Source organism: Amycolatopsis tolypomycina (assembly GCF_900105945.1).
Taxonomy (GTDB): Bacteria; Actinomycetota; Actinomycetes; order Mycobacteriales; family Pseudonocardiaceae; genus Amycolatopsis; species Amycolatopsis tolypomycina.
Window position 1 is genome coordinate 1,393,157 of the sequence record NZ_FNSO01000004.1, and the last position, 12,695, is coordinate 1,405,851.

Consider the following 12,695-nt stretch of genomic DNA (forward strand, 5'->3'; position numbering starts at 1 on the left):
GCCCCGACCGGCGACCGGCCGTGCGAGCGCCGCGTTGAACGCCGTTCGTCCCGCCGCCCGGCCCGCGGTGGCCAAGATCATCCGGATTCGTAAACTTTGCCCCTCCCGGTGGCCCTGTCCGGCAAGGGCCCCACGACCGCAGGAGGCGTGCCCGTGCCCGCGACGCTGCAGTGCATCGTCCTGGACTGTCCGGTACCCCTGGACCTCGCCCGCTTCTACCAGGCCCTGCTCGGCGGCGACGTCGACCGGCCCGATCCGCGGTGGCGCGTCGACCAGGACTGGTCGACCCTGCACCTCGACGGCGGCATGGTCCTCGGCTTCCAGCGCGCCCCCGACCACCGGCCGCCGACCTGGCCCGATCCCTCCTTCCCGCAGCAGTTCCACCTCGACTTCGAGGTCGACGACTTCCGCGAGTCCCACCACGTCGTCCTCGCGCACGGTGGCCGCCTGCTCGACCCCGACCTCGGCGGCCGCGGCTGGCGCGTCTACGCCGACCCGGCCGGGCACCCCTTCTGCCTGCTCGGCGACTACTGAGCGCGCGGCGACGCCGCGTCTCCGCGACGATGGCGGCATGACTGTCGCGTTTCTCGGAACCGGGATCATGGGCGCCCCGATGGCGGCCAACATCGCCAAAGCAGGTCTCGACGTCCGGGTCTGGAACCGGACGCGGGCCAAGGCCGAGCCGCTGTCCGACGTCGCGGCGGTGACCGGCACCGCGGCCGAGGCAGCCGACGGCGCGGACACCCTCGTGACGATGCTCGCCGACGGCCCTGCCGTCGCCGAAGCATTCGAAGCCGCTTCGCCTGCTTCGGGGACTTTGTGGCTGCAGATGAGCACGGTCGGTCTCGAGTGGACGGACCGCCTCGCGGCGATGGCGGAGAAGGCGGGCGTGGTGTTCGTCGACGCGCCGGTGCTCGGCACCCGGCAGCCCGCGGAGCAGGCCCAGCTGCTGGTGCTGGGCTCCGGCCCGGAGGAGGCGCGCCCGGCGGCGACGCCGGTGTTCGACGCGGTCGGCATGCGCACCATCTGGCTCGGCCCGGCAGGCCGGGGCAGCCGGCTGAAGCTGGTGATGAACGCCTGGGTCCTGGCGTTGACGAACGCGACGGCGGAGAGCCTCGGCCTGGCCCGCGCACTGGGCCTGGACCCGCAGCTGTTCCTGGAGACGATCACGGGCGGCGGCCTGGACGTGGGCTACGCGCACGCGAAGGGCGGCGCGATGCTGGCCGGCGAGTTCGCCCCGTCGTTCCCGGCGAGCCTGGCGGCGAAGGACGCCCGGCTGGTGGTGGAGGCCGCGGGCGACGAGGTCGACGTGGCCGGGGCGCAGGCGGCACTGGCCCACCTGGAGACGGCGGTCGAGGCCGGACACGGCGACGAGGACATGGCGGCGCTGTACCGGGCGGTGCTGAAGGGGCGTTAGACGAGCGTCGCGAGCCGGTCCACACCCAAGGCACTGGTCAAGAGGCGTTCCTTCGCGTTGCCCAGTAGCTTCCGCGTCCACGACGTGAAGCCGCCATCTCCCACTTCGGCGAGCTCGCCGCCGAAGGACGCGTACACCTTGAAGCCGAGGCCCTCGTAATACCCACCTCGGCCGCCTTCGCGGTCCGGGAACGGACGGACCGGCACGTCCGGCACCGCATCGAGCAGGCACTCGAACCGGGGTCGAGCACGGTCACGGCCAGCTCGACCGCGGACGCGCCCAGCGCCCGGCAGGCCGCGGCCATCAGCCGGGCGTGCTCGCCCAGGTGCTGCCGCTCGAAAGCCAGGTTGCCGGAGTCCCGCCCGGCCGTCACCGCGCCGAACAGCGAGAAGTGCGCGAACAGCCCCGCCGGCACCCGCTGGGCCCGCACCACCCGCTGCACCGTGGCCAGCCGGACGACGTCCTCCGCCGCGCGCCGGACCGCCGCCTCCAGTGCCAGGCCGGTGGTGGGGTCCGCGGCGACCTCGGTGCCCCGGCCGGTCGGCACCACCCGGTGCTGGGCGACCCCGGCCACCGCCGAATGGGTGCCGAGCGGGACGAGCGGCGAGAGGGTCACCAGGTCGAAGCCCGTTGCGGTGCCGAGCACGACGTCTTCGACCCGGCGCAGCAGGGCGAACGGCAGCGGGCTCGAGCCGGTGAACCGGTCGGCCCGGTGCCGGCGCAGCACGTCGGGCCCGGCCAGCCGCGCCGCGCGCCGGCGCGCGATCTCAGTGACATCCGGGGCTTCGCCCCGAGCCGGGGGCTTCGCCACCCGGACCCCTGAAAGCGGCAGCTGCACCGTCGTCAAGTCGGCGCCGGGAAGGCCGGCGAGCACATCGGCCGCGGTCCCGCCCGGCCCGGCGAGCACCCGCCTGCCGGGTCCAATGTCGTGTCCCATCGCCCAGGTGTACCGCCCCGGCCGCGCCCGCGGCGAGGCGTTTTCCGGCCCCGGCGGGGTGACACGGTCGGGGACCGGCCCAAGCGGTAACCTCAACCGGCATCCCGACCCCTGAACCGAGGAGGGCCCGTGTCGGCAGGGCAGATCGCCGCGTTGATCGCCGCAGGAGCATTCGTGGTGCTGGTCGTCCTGCTGGCGATCCCGCTGATCAAGCTCGGCAAGACGCTGGACGCGGCCACCGAGGCGATCGAGCGCACCAACAGCAACACCGACCCGCTGCTGATCGGCGCGAACGAGACCATCACGCACGTCAACACCCAGCTCGAGCGGGTCGACGGGATCACCGCGAACGCGCAGGCCGTCACCGGCAACGTCTCCGCGCTCACCTCCGTCTTCACCGCGACCCTCGGCGGCCCGCTGGTCAAGACCGCGGCGCTGTCCTACGGGCTGTCCAAGGCGATCAAGGCGCGCAAGAAGAAGAACGCACTGAAGGCCGCCAGGAAGGCCGGGAAATGAAGCGGCTGTTCTGGCTCGGCGTCGGCGTCGTCACCGGCGTCGTGCTCTCCCGCAAGGCCGCCGAAACCGCTCGTCAGGCCACTCCGGCCGGGTTAGCATCGAACCTGGGGGACGCCGTGCGCGAGCTGGCCGGCGCCGTGGGTTCGTTCGGCGCCGAGGTGCGCGCGGGCATGAACGAACGGGAACAGGAGCTGCACGACATGGTCGAGGAGCGGACGGGCGTGACCGCGCCCCGCGCCGAGGGCCGGCACGCCGCCGCGGCCCGGCGCCCGGTCCGGCGAGCTCGCCGGGCGGAGGGCTGATCCGGGCCTGCCCGGACCCCTTCGCCGGAGCCACCGCCGCCGACCCCGTTCCGAACCACAGCTACAAGGACTGACCCGTGGACACACACGAAATCACCGATCGTTTCCTGCGCCATTTCGAAGGCCGCGGCCACACGCGCGTGCCCAGCGCGCCGCTGATCCTCGACGACCCGAACCTGCTGTTCGTCAACGCCGGCATGGTGCAGTTCAAGCCGTACTTCCTCGGTGAGGCGCCGCCGCCGTACCCGCGCGCGACCTCCGTGCAGAAGTGCGTGCGCACGCCGGACATCGACGAGGTCGGCAAGACCACCCGGCACAACACGTTCTTCCAGATGGCCGGCAACTTCTCCTTCGGCGACTACTTCAAGGAAGGCGCCATCGAGGCGGCCTGGGAGCTGATCACCAAGCCCCAGAGCGAAGGCGGCTTCGGCCTCGACCCCGACCGCATCTGGGCGACCGTCTACAACGACGACTCCGAAGCGGCCGGCCTGTGGCGCAAGCTCACCGGCCTGCCCGGCGAGCGCATCCAGGCCCGCGACGGCAAGGACAACTACTGGGACATGGGCGTGCCCGGTCCCGGCGGCCCCTGCTCGGAGATCTACTACGACCGCGGCCCGGCGTACGGCCGCGAGGGCGGCCCGGTCGCCGACGAGGACCGCTACATCGAGATCTGGAACCTCGTCTTCATGCAGGACGTCCGCGGCGACCTGAGCCCCAAGCTCGGGCACGCGCCGATCGGCGAGCTGCCGAAGAAGAACATCGACACCGGCATGGGCGTCGAGCGTGTCGCGACGATCCTGCAGGGCGTCGAGAACGTCTACGAGACCGACCTCGTGCGCCCGGTCATCGGCCGCGCGGAGGAGTTCTCGGGCCGCCGCTACGGCAGCAACCACGCCGACGACGTCCGCTTCCGCGTCATCGCCGACCACGCCCGCACCGGCGTCATGCTGATCGGCGACGGCGTCACCCCGGGCAACGACGGCCGCGGCTACGTGCTGCGCCGCCTGCTGCGCCGCATCATCCGCTCCACGCGCCTGCTGGGCGTGCAGGAGCCGGTGCTGCAGGAGTTCGCGAAGGTCGTCCGCGACACCATGGGCCCGACCTACCCCGAGCTGGTCTCCGGCTTCGACCGCATCAACGAGGTCGTCCGGATCGAGGAGGAGGCCTTCCTCTCGACGCTCACCAGCGGCTCGCGCATCTTCGACATGGCGGCCGAGGAGACCAAGCGCGGCGGCGGCGACGTGCTGGCCGGCGACAAGGCCTTCCAGCTGCACGACACCTACGGCTTCCCGATCGACCTCACCCTCGAGATGGCGGCCGAGCAGGGCCTGACCGTCGACGAAGCGGGCTTCCGCACGCTCATGGACGAGCAGCGCAAGCGCGCGAAGGCGGACGCGGCGGCCCGCAAGACCGGCCACGGCGACCTCTCGGAGTACCGGAAGGTCCTGGAGCAGCACGGCGAGACCGAGTTCCTCGGCTACACCGACCTGCAGGCCGAGGCGAAGGTCGTCGCGCTGCTCGAAGACGGCCAGCCGGTGCGCAGCGTGTCGGCGGGCAAGAAGGCCGAGCTGGTCCTCGACCGGACGCCGTTCTACGCCGAGAGCGGTGGCCAGGTCGCCGACACCGGCGTGCTGCTGGGCGACGGCGTCGAGCTGAAGGTCCTGGACGTCCAGAAGATCGTGCCCGGCCTGTTCGTGCACCGCGTCGAGGTCGTCGACGGCGAGGTCGGCCTGGACACCAAGCTCACCGGTTCGGTCGACGCGCACCGCCGCCTGTCCATCGAGCGCTCGCACTCCGCGACGCACCTGGTGCACGCGGCCGTCCGCGGCGCGTACGGCAAGCGCGCGGCGCAGGCGGGTTCGCTGAACTCGCCTGGCCGCATGCGGTTCGACTTCACCACGCCCGGCTCGGTGTCGTCCGACGTGCTGACCGAGGTCGAGGAGGAGGTCAACGACTACCTCCAGACCAACGTCGAGGTGCAGAGCTACACCACGACCAAGGACAAGGCCCTCGAGCTCGGCGCGGTCGCGCTGTTCGGCGAGAAGTACGGCAACGACGTCCGCGTGGTCGACATGGGCGAGTACTCCCGCGAGCTCTGCGGCGGCACGCACGTCGACCGGATCGGCCAGCTCGGCCTGGTCAAGCTGGTCTCCGACGCCTCCATCGGCTCGGGCGTGCACCGCGTCGAGGCGCTCGTCGGCGGGGACGCGCTGAAGTACGTCCGCAAGGAGCAGCTGCTGGTCTCGCAGCTGGCGAACACCTTCAAGGTGCCGTCGGACCAGCTGCCGGGCCGCATCGAGGACGTCCTGACCCGGCTGAAGAACGCCGAGAAGGAGATCGCGCAGCTGAAGACCCAGCAGGTGCTGGGCTCGGCGGGCGCGCTGGTCGACAAGGCGCAGGACATCGGCGGCGTGACCGTCGTGGCCGAGGTCGTCCCGGACGTCGACGGCAACGGCCTGCGCGCGCTCGCCTCCGACATCCGCGGCCGGCTCGGCGCGCGGCCCGGCGTGGTGGCGCTGTTCTCGCCGTCCGGCGAGAAGCTGAGCTTCGTCGTCGCGACGACCAAGGCGGCCCAGGACAAGGGCATCGCCGCGGGAAAGCTCGTCCCGTCGTTCGCCGAGAAGATCGGCGGCCGGGGTGGCGGCAAGCCCGACATGGCCCAGGGTGGCGGCACGAACCCGGCCGGTGCGGCCGAGGCGGTCACCGCCCTGCGCTCGGCGATTGCCGGCATTGGTTAACCGCGGAAACCGCGGCCCGGACCGCCCCGGTGCGGGCGATCCGGGCCGCGGCCGCCGGCTCGGCGTGGACGTCGGATCCGTGCGGGTCGGGGTGGCACTGAGCGATCCGGCACCCATGCTCGCGTCGCCATTGGTTACCCTCTCCCGCGATGCGACCGACGACACTGACCTCGACCAGCTGGCCGCCCTCGTCACCGAGCACGAGGTGGTCGAGGTGATCGTGGGCCTGCCGAGAACGCTCGCCAACCGCCAGGGACCGGCGGCCGAGCTGGCGATCGCGTATTCTGAACGCCTGGCCGGGCGGATAGCGCCCGTGCCGGTCCGGCTGGGCGACGAGCGGCTGACCACGGTCACCGCATCCCGCATCCTCTCCCAGCGCGGGGTCAAAGGCCGCAAGCAGCGCGCGGTGGTCGACCAGGCCGCCGCCGTCGAGATCCTGCAGGCCTGGATCGACGCCGCCGCTGCGCACCGCGCCCGGGAGGGAGACCGATGAACGACGAGCAGCCCCCTCGCGGGCGCAGGCGACTCCGAGAGCCGGAGGCGGCCACCCCGCCGCCGTCCCGGCCCGCGCCGCGCCGCGCCGACCCGCGCCGCAGCCCCAGCGGGCAGCACGAGCTGCCGCCGCGCCGCGGGCAGGCACCCAGCGGCGAGTACGACCTGCCCCAGCCCACCCGCCGGGCCCGGCCCGCGGACCCGGCTGCCTACGACCCGCGCCGCGACGCGCCGCAGCCCGGCCGTCGCCGCCTCGAGCCGCCGGGCACCCTGCCGTCGGCCGATGCCGAACTCGACCCGCAGGAACGGCGGGGCGCCCCGGCCCGTGCCGTCCGCGCCCGCCACGGCCTCGACGAGGGCTCCGAGGTCGAGCAGCCGGCCCCGCGCCGTCGTCGCGCGGCTCCCGGCGAAGGCTCCGAGTTCGAGCAGCCGGCGCCGCGCCGGCGCCGCGGGGCTCCGCACCCCGACGAAAGTTCCGAGTTCGAGCAGCCGGCCCCGGGCCGCGGCGACCCCGACGAGGCCGGCCGTCGGCGTGCCCTGCCCGAGCGCATCGAGCCGGCGCCCCCGCGCCGCCGCCGCGCCGAGGCCGATGAGCCCGCACGGCGCCGTCGCCCGGACGCCGACGAGCTCACCCGAAGCCGCGCCGAGGCCGACGAACCGCCGCCGGGCCGCCGTGGAACGGGGGAGGGCCGGCGCCGGTCCGCCCCCGAGGCGCCCGAGGCCACCGAATCGCGACGGCGCCGCGCGGCGCTGGAACCCGACGCCGAACCGCCCGCCCGGCGGCCCGCCCAGCCGGGTGACCGCTCCGCAGGCGTGCCCGAACCCGGTGCCGAGCCGCGGCGCCGCCGTCCGCCGGCCCCGCCGGTGCGCGAGGAACCGCCCACCGACGTCCTGCCCGCGCTGGCGCCGCCGCCCCCGGCCGAGCCGCCCCGCGCGCCGCAGGAGGAGTCCGCGCCCTTCGCCGAGGAAGACGAGTACGCGGACTACGACGAGTACGACGAGTACGAGGAATACGACGAGTCGGAGTACGACGACTACGACGACTACGACGAAGAGCCGGCGAAGCCGCGGAAGAAGGGCAAGCGCGCCCTGGGCTGGGTCGCCGCCATCGCGGTGATCGCCCTGCTCGCGGGCGGTGCCTGGTACGGCTTCAACAAGGTCTTCGGCTACGACGACTTCGAGGGCGCCGGCAACGAAGACGTGCTGTTCCAGGTCGAGGACGGCGACTCGACGTCGGCGATCGGCGCGAAGCTCACCTCGGCGGGCATCGTGGCCAGCGGCAAGGCGTTCGTGAAGGCCGGCGAGGGCAACCCGAAGCTCGCCCGGATCCAGCACGGCTTCTACGTGATGAAGTCGCACATGTCCGGGGCCAGCGCGGTCGACCGGATCACCGCGCCCGCCTCACGCGTCGGGCAGCTGGAGATCCGGCCGTACACGCAGTTCGACGACATCACCCAGCCCGACGGCAAGGTCACGCCCGGCGTGTACAGCCTGATGGCGAAGGCGTCCTGCGCGCAGCTCAACGGCAAGAGCACCTGCATCACGGCGGACGACCTGCGCAAGGCCGTCGACGCGGCGGACCTGAAGCAGCTCGGCGTGCCGGACTGGGCGATCGAGCCGGCGAACAAGGCCGACCGCAAGGACCGCAGGCTGGAAGGCCTGATCGCGCCGGGGCTCTACGACGTCAAACCCGGCTCCAGCGCGCAGGACATCCTCGGGCAGCTGGTCCGCAGCTCGACCGAGGCGATCCAGAACGCCGGGCTCAGCCCGCAGTCGACCGGCCCCGGCGTGACGCCGTACCAGACGCTGATCATCGCGTCGATCATCGAGCGTGAGGCGGTGAAGGCCGACTTCGGCAAGCTGTCGCGGGTCATCTACAACCGGCTGAAGGAGGACATGCGGCTGCAGATGGACTCCACGGTCAACTACGTGCTGGACCGGCCGACGCTGCTGACCAACGAAGGCGACCGCGCGAAGGCCGGTGCGTACAACACGTACAAGAACACCGGGCTGCCGCCGACGCCGATCGCGGTGCCGAGCGCGGACGCGATCCAGGCCGCGGTGAAACCGCCGGCCGGGGAGTGGTTGTACTTCGTCAAGTGCGAGAAGAACGGCCTCTCGTGCTTCGGTGTCACCAACGACGACCAGAACCGCAACCGTGAGCTGGCCAGGCAACGCGGTGTCATCTGAGCCACGCAAGGCCGCCGTGCTGGGCAAGCCGGTGGCGCACTCGCTGTCCCCGGTGCTGCACGGCGCCGCGTTCGCCGCGCTCGGCCTGACCGGCTGGACGTACGAGCGGATCGAGACGAGCGCCGAGGAACTCCCGGCGCTGGTCGACGGCCTCGGCCCCGAGTGGGCCGGGTTTTCGGTCACCATGCCGGGCAAGCGCGCGGCACTGGACCACGCGGCCGAGGTGACACCGCGCGCGGCCGCCGTCGGCGCGGCGAACACGCTCGTCCGCACCGCCCGCGGCTGGCTCGCGGACTGCACCGACGTCGAAGGCGTCACCGGGGCGCTGCGGGCCGCGGGCGGCTACGAGCCGTCCCCGGCGGACACGGCGGTGGTGCTCGGCGCGGGCGGGACCGCGGCGGCGGCGGTCGTCGGGCTCGCCGCCCTCGGCGTCCGGCAGGTGCGCCTGGTCGTGCGCGAACCGGCCCGGGCCGGGGAAACCCTCGACGCGGCGAAGCGGGCCGCGCTCGACGTCGAGGTCCTGCGCTGGGCCGAAACCGACTTCGCGGCCCTGGGGTCCGCGGCGGTGCTGGTGAACACCGTCCCGCCGGACGCGGTCGTCCCGCACGTCGCCGACCTGGCGCCGATCGCGCACGTCCTCGACGTCATCTACCACCCGTGGCCGACGCCGCTCGCCGAAGCGGTCGCGGCCCGCGGCGGGCGCCTGGCGACCGGGCTGGACATGCTGCTGCACCAGGCGTTCGGCCAGGCCGAGCACTTCACCGGCCGCCCGGCCCCGCGGGCGGCGATGCGGGACGCGCTGCGCGCCGCGACCGGCAACCTGCTGCCGCTGCCGATCGACTGAAAAAACCGGTTGCGCGCGTTGATAATCTGGCCGACTGCCTTTCTGAAGGGGGTCTACCGGAATGACCAGCCAAGAAGCGTTGAACGACGAAGAGGTCCAGAGTGCGTGGGTCGGTGAAGCGCCGAAGCTGAACTCCACCGTCACCCTCGCCGACTACGACCCGGAGTGGCCGCGGCTCTTCGAGCGCGAAGCCGAGCGGATCCGGGGCGTGCTGGGGGAGCGGGTGCTCGTGCTCGAGCACGTCGGCTCGACGTCGGTGCCGGGCCTGTGCGCGAAGCCGATCGTCGACATCCTCCTGGAAGTACCGGACTCCGACGACGAGGACGCCTACGTCCCCGCGCTGGAGGCGGTGGGCTACCGGCTCGTGATCCGCGAGCCGGACTGGGAGAAGCACCGCTGCTTCAAGGGCCCGGACACGAACATCAACCTGCACGTGTACTCACCGGGCAACGGCCAGACACCGCGCTACCGCCTCTTCCGCGACCGCCTGCGTTCGCACCCGGAAGAGCTGGCGCTGTACGCGGCGAAGAAGCGGGAACTGGCCGCGAAAACGTGGAAGTACATCCAGAACTACGCCGACGCCAAGACGGAGGTGGTCGAAGAGATCCTCGGCCGCGCGCGGGCCGAGCAGTACGACGGCCACAGCGAGGCCTACGCCGAGCACGCGGAGAAGTCGACCACCAACGCCCTCTACGACCGGCCGGCGATCCTCGACCTGGCCGGCGCCGTCGACGGGCGGCGCGTGCTCGACGTCGGCTGCGCGGCCGGGCACCTGAGCGCACTGCTGGCCGAGCGCGGCGCCGACGTGCTCGGCCTCGACTCGAGCGCGGGCATGATCACGGTGGCCCGCGAGAGGTTCGGCGACGTCGCCCGGTTCGAGGTCGCGGACATCGCCCGGCCGCTGGCCCTGCCGGACGCCTCGATCGACGTCGTGACGGCGTCGCTGGTGCTGCACTACCTGGCGGACTGGGGCCCGACGCTGGCCGAGTTCCGCCGGGTGCTCGTACCCGGTGGCGCGCTGGTGTTCTCGGTGCACCACCCGGGCGAGGACTGGCGCTGGTTCGAGAAGGAGAACTACTTCGAGCTGGAGCTGCTGGAGGACGAGTTCCCGCCGGGCAACGTGGTCCGCTTCTACCGGCGCCCGCTGAGCTGGACGTTCCAGGCGGTCCGTGACGCGGGCTTCGCGGTCGACCGCCTGGTGGAGCCGATGCCGGCCCCGGAGGCGGACGCCGTCGACCCGAAGTGGGCGGCGAACCTGAAGGCGAAGCCGCGGTTCCTGTACTTCCGGGCGGTCAGTCCCGCCTAGCGAGGTCGTGGATCAGGTCGACGATCTCCCGGCTGACCGGGCGGAACACCCGCAGCCGGGAGAGCGCGGCCAGCCGGGCCAGCAGCGGGACGCTGCGCTCGACCAGCATGCGGCTGCGTTTCGTGCCGGCCGAGCGGTCGTGGACCCAGAACAGGACCACGCCCATCTGGTAGAGCCAGAGCAGTTCCGGCAGCTGCGCCCGCAGTTCCGGGTCGAGCTTGACGTCGGAGCCCTCGACGACCTCGCGCAGGAGGCCGATCGAGGCTGCGCGGGCGGCCGAGGAGTCGTCGCTGAACGGGCTCAGCGGCGACTCCGGGTCGGCCGCGTTGACGAAGAACTGCGTGCCGAACCGGTGGTGGGGCTCGGCGACGTCGAGCCAGCACAGGAGCACCGCCTTGAGCCGGTCCGCGAAGCCGGCGCGCTCGGCCAGCAGCGGCCGGGCCGCCGCCAGGTGCTGCCGCGCGATCTCGTCGTAGAAGCCCTGGATCAGCTGTTCCTTGGACGAGAAGTAGTAGTAGGCGTTTCCGACGGAGACGCCCGCCTCGGCCGCGATCGCGCGCATCGTCGTGCGGTCGTAGCCGTTCTCGGTGAACAGCCGCATCGCGGTGGTGACGATCAGGGACCGCGTTTCCTCGCTCTTGGCCACGCGCTGCACGTTAGCGCCGCCGCTTTGAACGTGTTCAAGAGGGCTGCGTCACGTCGGCCGTTCACCTGCTGCTCACCCGGACGGCTGATTTCCGGCATAGGGTGACCGCCGTGAAACGCATCGCCGCCGGCCTGTCGATCGCCGCGCTCGTCGCTTTGTCCGTGCCCGCCACCGCGTCCGCGAGCTTCGGGCAGAATGTCCGCTTCGCGACCTTCAACGCTTCGCTGAACCGGGCGGCCGCCGGCCAGCTCGTCACCGACCTCTCGACGCCGGGCAACGCCCAGGCGCAGGAGGTCGCCGAGGTCATCCAGCGCAACCGCGCGGACGTCCAGCTGGTCAACGAGTTCGACTACGTGCCGGGCAACGCGGCCGCGGACCTGTTCCGGAAGAACTACCTGGCGATCGGCCAGCACGGCGCGAAGCCCATCGACTACCCGTACGCCTACACCGCGCCGGTCAACACGGGCGTGCCCACCGGCTTCGACCTCGACCGCAGCGGCACGGTCGGCGGCGGCAACGACGCGCAGGGCTTCGGCGCCTTCGAGGGCCAGTACGGGCTGCTCGTGCTGTCGAAGTACCCGATCGACCTCGCGCACGTCCGGACGTTCCAGCAGTTCCTGTGGAAGGACATGCCGGGCGCGCTGCTGCCCGACGACCCGGCCACGCCGGCGCCGCACGACTGGTACACCCCCGCCGAGCTGGCGATCCTGCGGCTGTCGTCGAAGTCGCACTGGGACCTGCCGCTGAAGATCGGCCGCTCGACCGTGCACTTCCTGGTCTCGCACCCGACGCCGCCGAGCTTCGACGGCCCCGAGGACCGCAACGGCACCCGCAACCACGACGAGATCCGCTTCTGGGCCGACTACGTCACCCCGGGTAAGGGCGGCTACATCTACGACGACCACGGCCACCGCGGTGGCCTGGGCGCGTCGGAGCGCTTCGTGATCGCGGGCGACAACAACTCCGACCCCCTGGACGGCGACAGCGTCCCCGGCGCGATCGAGCAGCTGCTGGACGCGCGGCGCGTCGTCGAGACCTACCCGGGCAGCCGGGGCGCGGTGCTCGCCGCGCAGGCCCAGGGCGGCGCGAACGTCGGCCAGAAGAGCGACCCGTACTTCGACACCGGCGACTTCAACGACGTCGCGCCCGGCAACCTGCGGACGGACTACGTGCTGCCGTCGAAGGGCCTGCTGCCCTGGCACGCCGAGGTGTTCTGGCCGGTGCCGTCCGACCCGCTGGCCCGGCTGAACGACGCCTCCGACCACCACCTGGTCCGGGTGGACGTGTTCGTCGGGCTACGGTGAGGC

General features: G+C 72.6%; 12 protein-coding genes. 10 read left to right on the top strand and 2 right to left on the bottom strand.

From position 1 onward, the window contains the following. The first annotated feature begins 153 nt into the window (after positions 1–153). Both BLW76_RS17140 and BLW76_RS17145 read left to right on the top strand, forming a co-directional pair. Positions 154–534: a VOC family protein gene (locus tag BLW76_RS17140; RefSeq protein ID WP_091308333.1), complete on the top strand. Its 381-nt coding sequence runs from the start codon at positions 154–156 to the stop codon at positions 532–534. Positions 535–571: 37 nt separating this feature from the next. Beyond that, positions 572–1,417, top strand: coding sequence for an NAD(P)-dependent oxidoreductase (locus tag BLW76_RS17145; protein WP_091308336.1), 846 nt, complete (start codon positions 572–574; stop codon positions 1,415–1,417). Positions 1,418–1,454: 37 nt separating this feature from the next. Here the strand turns inward: BLW76_RS17145 and BLW76_RS17150 are convergent, their stop codons facing one another. Next, entirely contained in the window at positions 1,455–2,354 is a 900-nt protein-coding gene (locus tag BLW76_RS17150) for a hypothetical protein (RefSeq protein WP_208613315.1), read from the bottom strand. A gap of 129 nt (positions 2,355–2,483) precedes the next feature. Here BLW76_RS17150 and BLW76_RS17155 point away from each other — a divergent pair, with 129 nt between their 5' ends. The 7 genes from BLW76_RS17155 to BLW76_RS17185 all read left to right on the top strand — a co-directional run bounded on the left by BLW76_RS17155 (position 2,484) and on the right by BLW76_RS17185 (position 10,742). After that, entirely contained in the window at positions 2,484–2,870 is a 387-nt protein-coding gene (locus BLW76_RS17155; protein WP_091308338.1) for a DUF948 domain-containing protein, read from the top strand. Then, positions 2,867–3,172, top strand: coding sequence for a hypothetical protein (locus BLW76_RS17160; protein WP_091308341.1), 306 nt, complete (start codon positions 2,867–2,869; stop codon positions 3,170–3,172). The genes BLW76_RS17155 and BLW76_RS17160 overlap by 4 nt, the downstream gene beginning before the upstream one ends. A 77-nt stretch (positions 3,173–3,249) precedes the next feature. After that, on the top strand, positions 3,250–5,910 hold the full coding sequence (gene alaS / locus BLW76_RS17165) for an alanine--tRNA ligase (RefSeq protein ID WP_091308342.1): 2,661 nt from the start codon (positions 3,250–3,252) through the stop codon (positions 5,908–5,910). A 64-nt stretch (positions 5,911–5,974) separates the two neighbouring features. Then, positions 5,975–6,403 (top strand): Holliday junction resolvase RuvX, encoded by a 429-nt coding sequence (gene ruvX, locus BLW76_RS17170; protein WP_244170194.1) that lies wholly within the window; start codon positions 5,975–5,977, stop codon positions 6,401–6,403. Continuing rightward, positions 6,400–8,592, top strand: a complete 2,193-nt coding sequence (gene mltG, locus BLW76_RS17175) for an endolytic transglycosylase MltG (RefSeq protein WP_091308346.1) — start codon at positions 6,400–6,402, stop codon at positions 8,590–8,592. Before ruvX ends, mltG begins: the two co-directional genes overlap by 4 nt. A 16-nt stretch (positions 8,593–8,608) precedes the next feature. Next, positions 8,609–9,436: a shikimate dehydrogenase gene (locus BLW76_RS17180; protein WP_244170656.1), complete on the top strand. Its 828-nt coding sequence runs from the start codon at positions 8,609–8,611 to the stop codon at positions 9,434–9,436. A gap of 61 nt (positions 9,437–9,497) precedes the next feature. Then, entirely contained in the window at positions 9,498–10,742 is a 1,245-nt protein-coding gene (locus BLW76_RS17185; RefSeq protein ID WP_091308349.1) for a GrpB family protein, read from the top strand. On the opposite strand, the gene BLW76_RS17190 is transcribed toward BLW76_RS17185, so the two are convergent. Continuing rightward, positions 10,729–11,388 (bottom strand): TetR/AcrR family transcriptional regulator, encoded by a 660-nt coding sequence (locus tag BLW76_RS17190; protein ID WP_091308350.1) that lies wholly within the window; start codon positions 11,386–11,388, stop codon positions 10,729–10,731. The two genes, BLW76_RS17185 and BLW76_RS17190, sit on opposite strands and share 14 nt — an antisense overlap. A gap of 110 nt (positions 11,389–11,498) precedes the next feature. On the opposite strand from BLW76_RS17190, the gene BLW76_RS17195 reads away from it, so the two are divergent. Continuing rightward, complete coding sequence (locus tag BLW76_RS17195) at positions 11,499–12,692, top strand: endonuclease/exonuclease/phosphatase family protein (protein WP_091308352.1); 1,194 nt, start codon at positions 11,499–11,501, stop codon at positions 12,690–12,692. The last annotated feature ends 3 nt before the right edge of the window (positions 12,693–12,695 follow it).

Coding starts and splice junctions, on each gene's coding strand:
- BLW76_RS17145 (WP_091308336.1), top strand. CDS start 572: ATGACTGTCGCGTTTCTCGGAACCGGGATCATGGGCGCCCCGATGGCG.
- BLW76_RS17150 (WP_208613315.1), bottom strand. CDS start 2,354: ATGGGACACGACATTGGACCCGGCAGGCGGGTGCTCGCCGGGCCGGGC.
- BLW76_RS17160 (WP_091308341.1), top strand. CDS start 2,867: ATGAAGCGGCTGTTCTGGCTCGGCGTCGGCGTCGTCACCGGCGTCGTG.
- mltG (WP_091308346.1), top strand. CDS start 6,400: ATGAACGACGAGCAGCCCCCTCGCGGGCGCAGGCGACTCCGAGAGCCG.
- BLW76_RS17185 (WP_091308349.1), top strand. CDS start 9,498: ATGACCAGCCAAGAAGCGTTGAACGACGAAGAGGTCCAGAGTGCGTGG.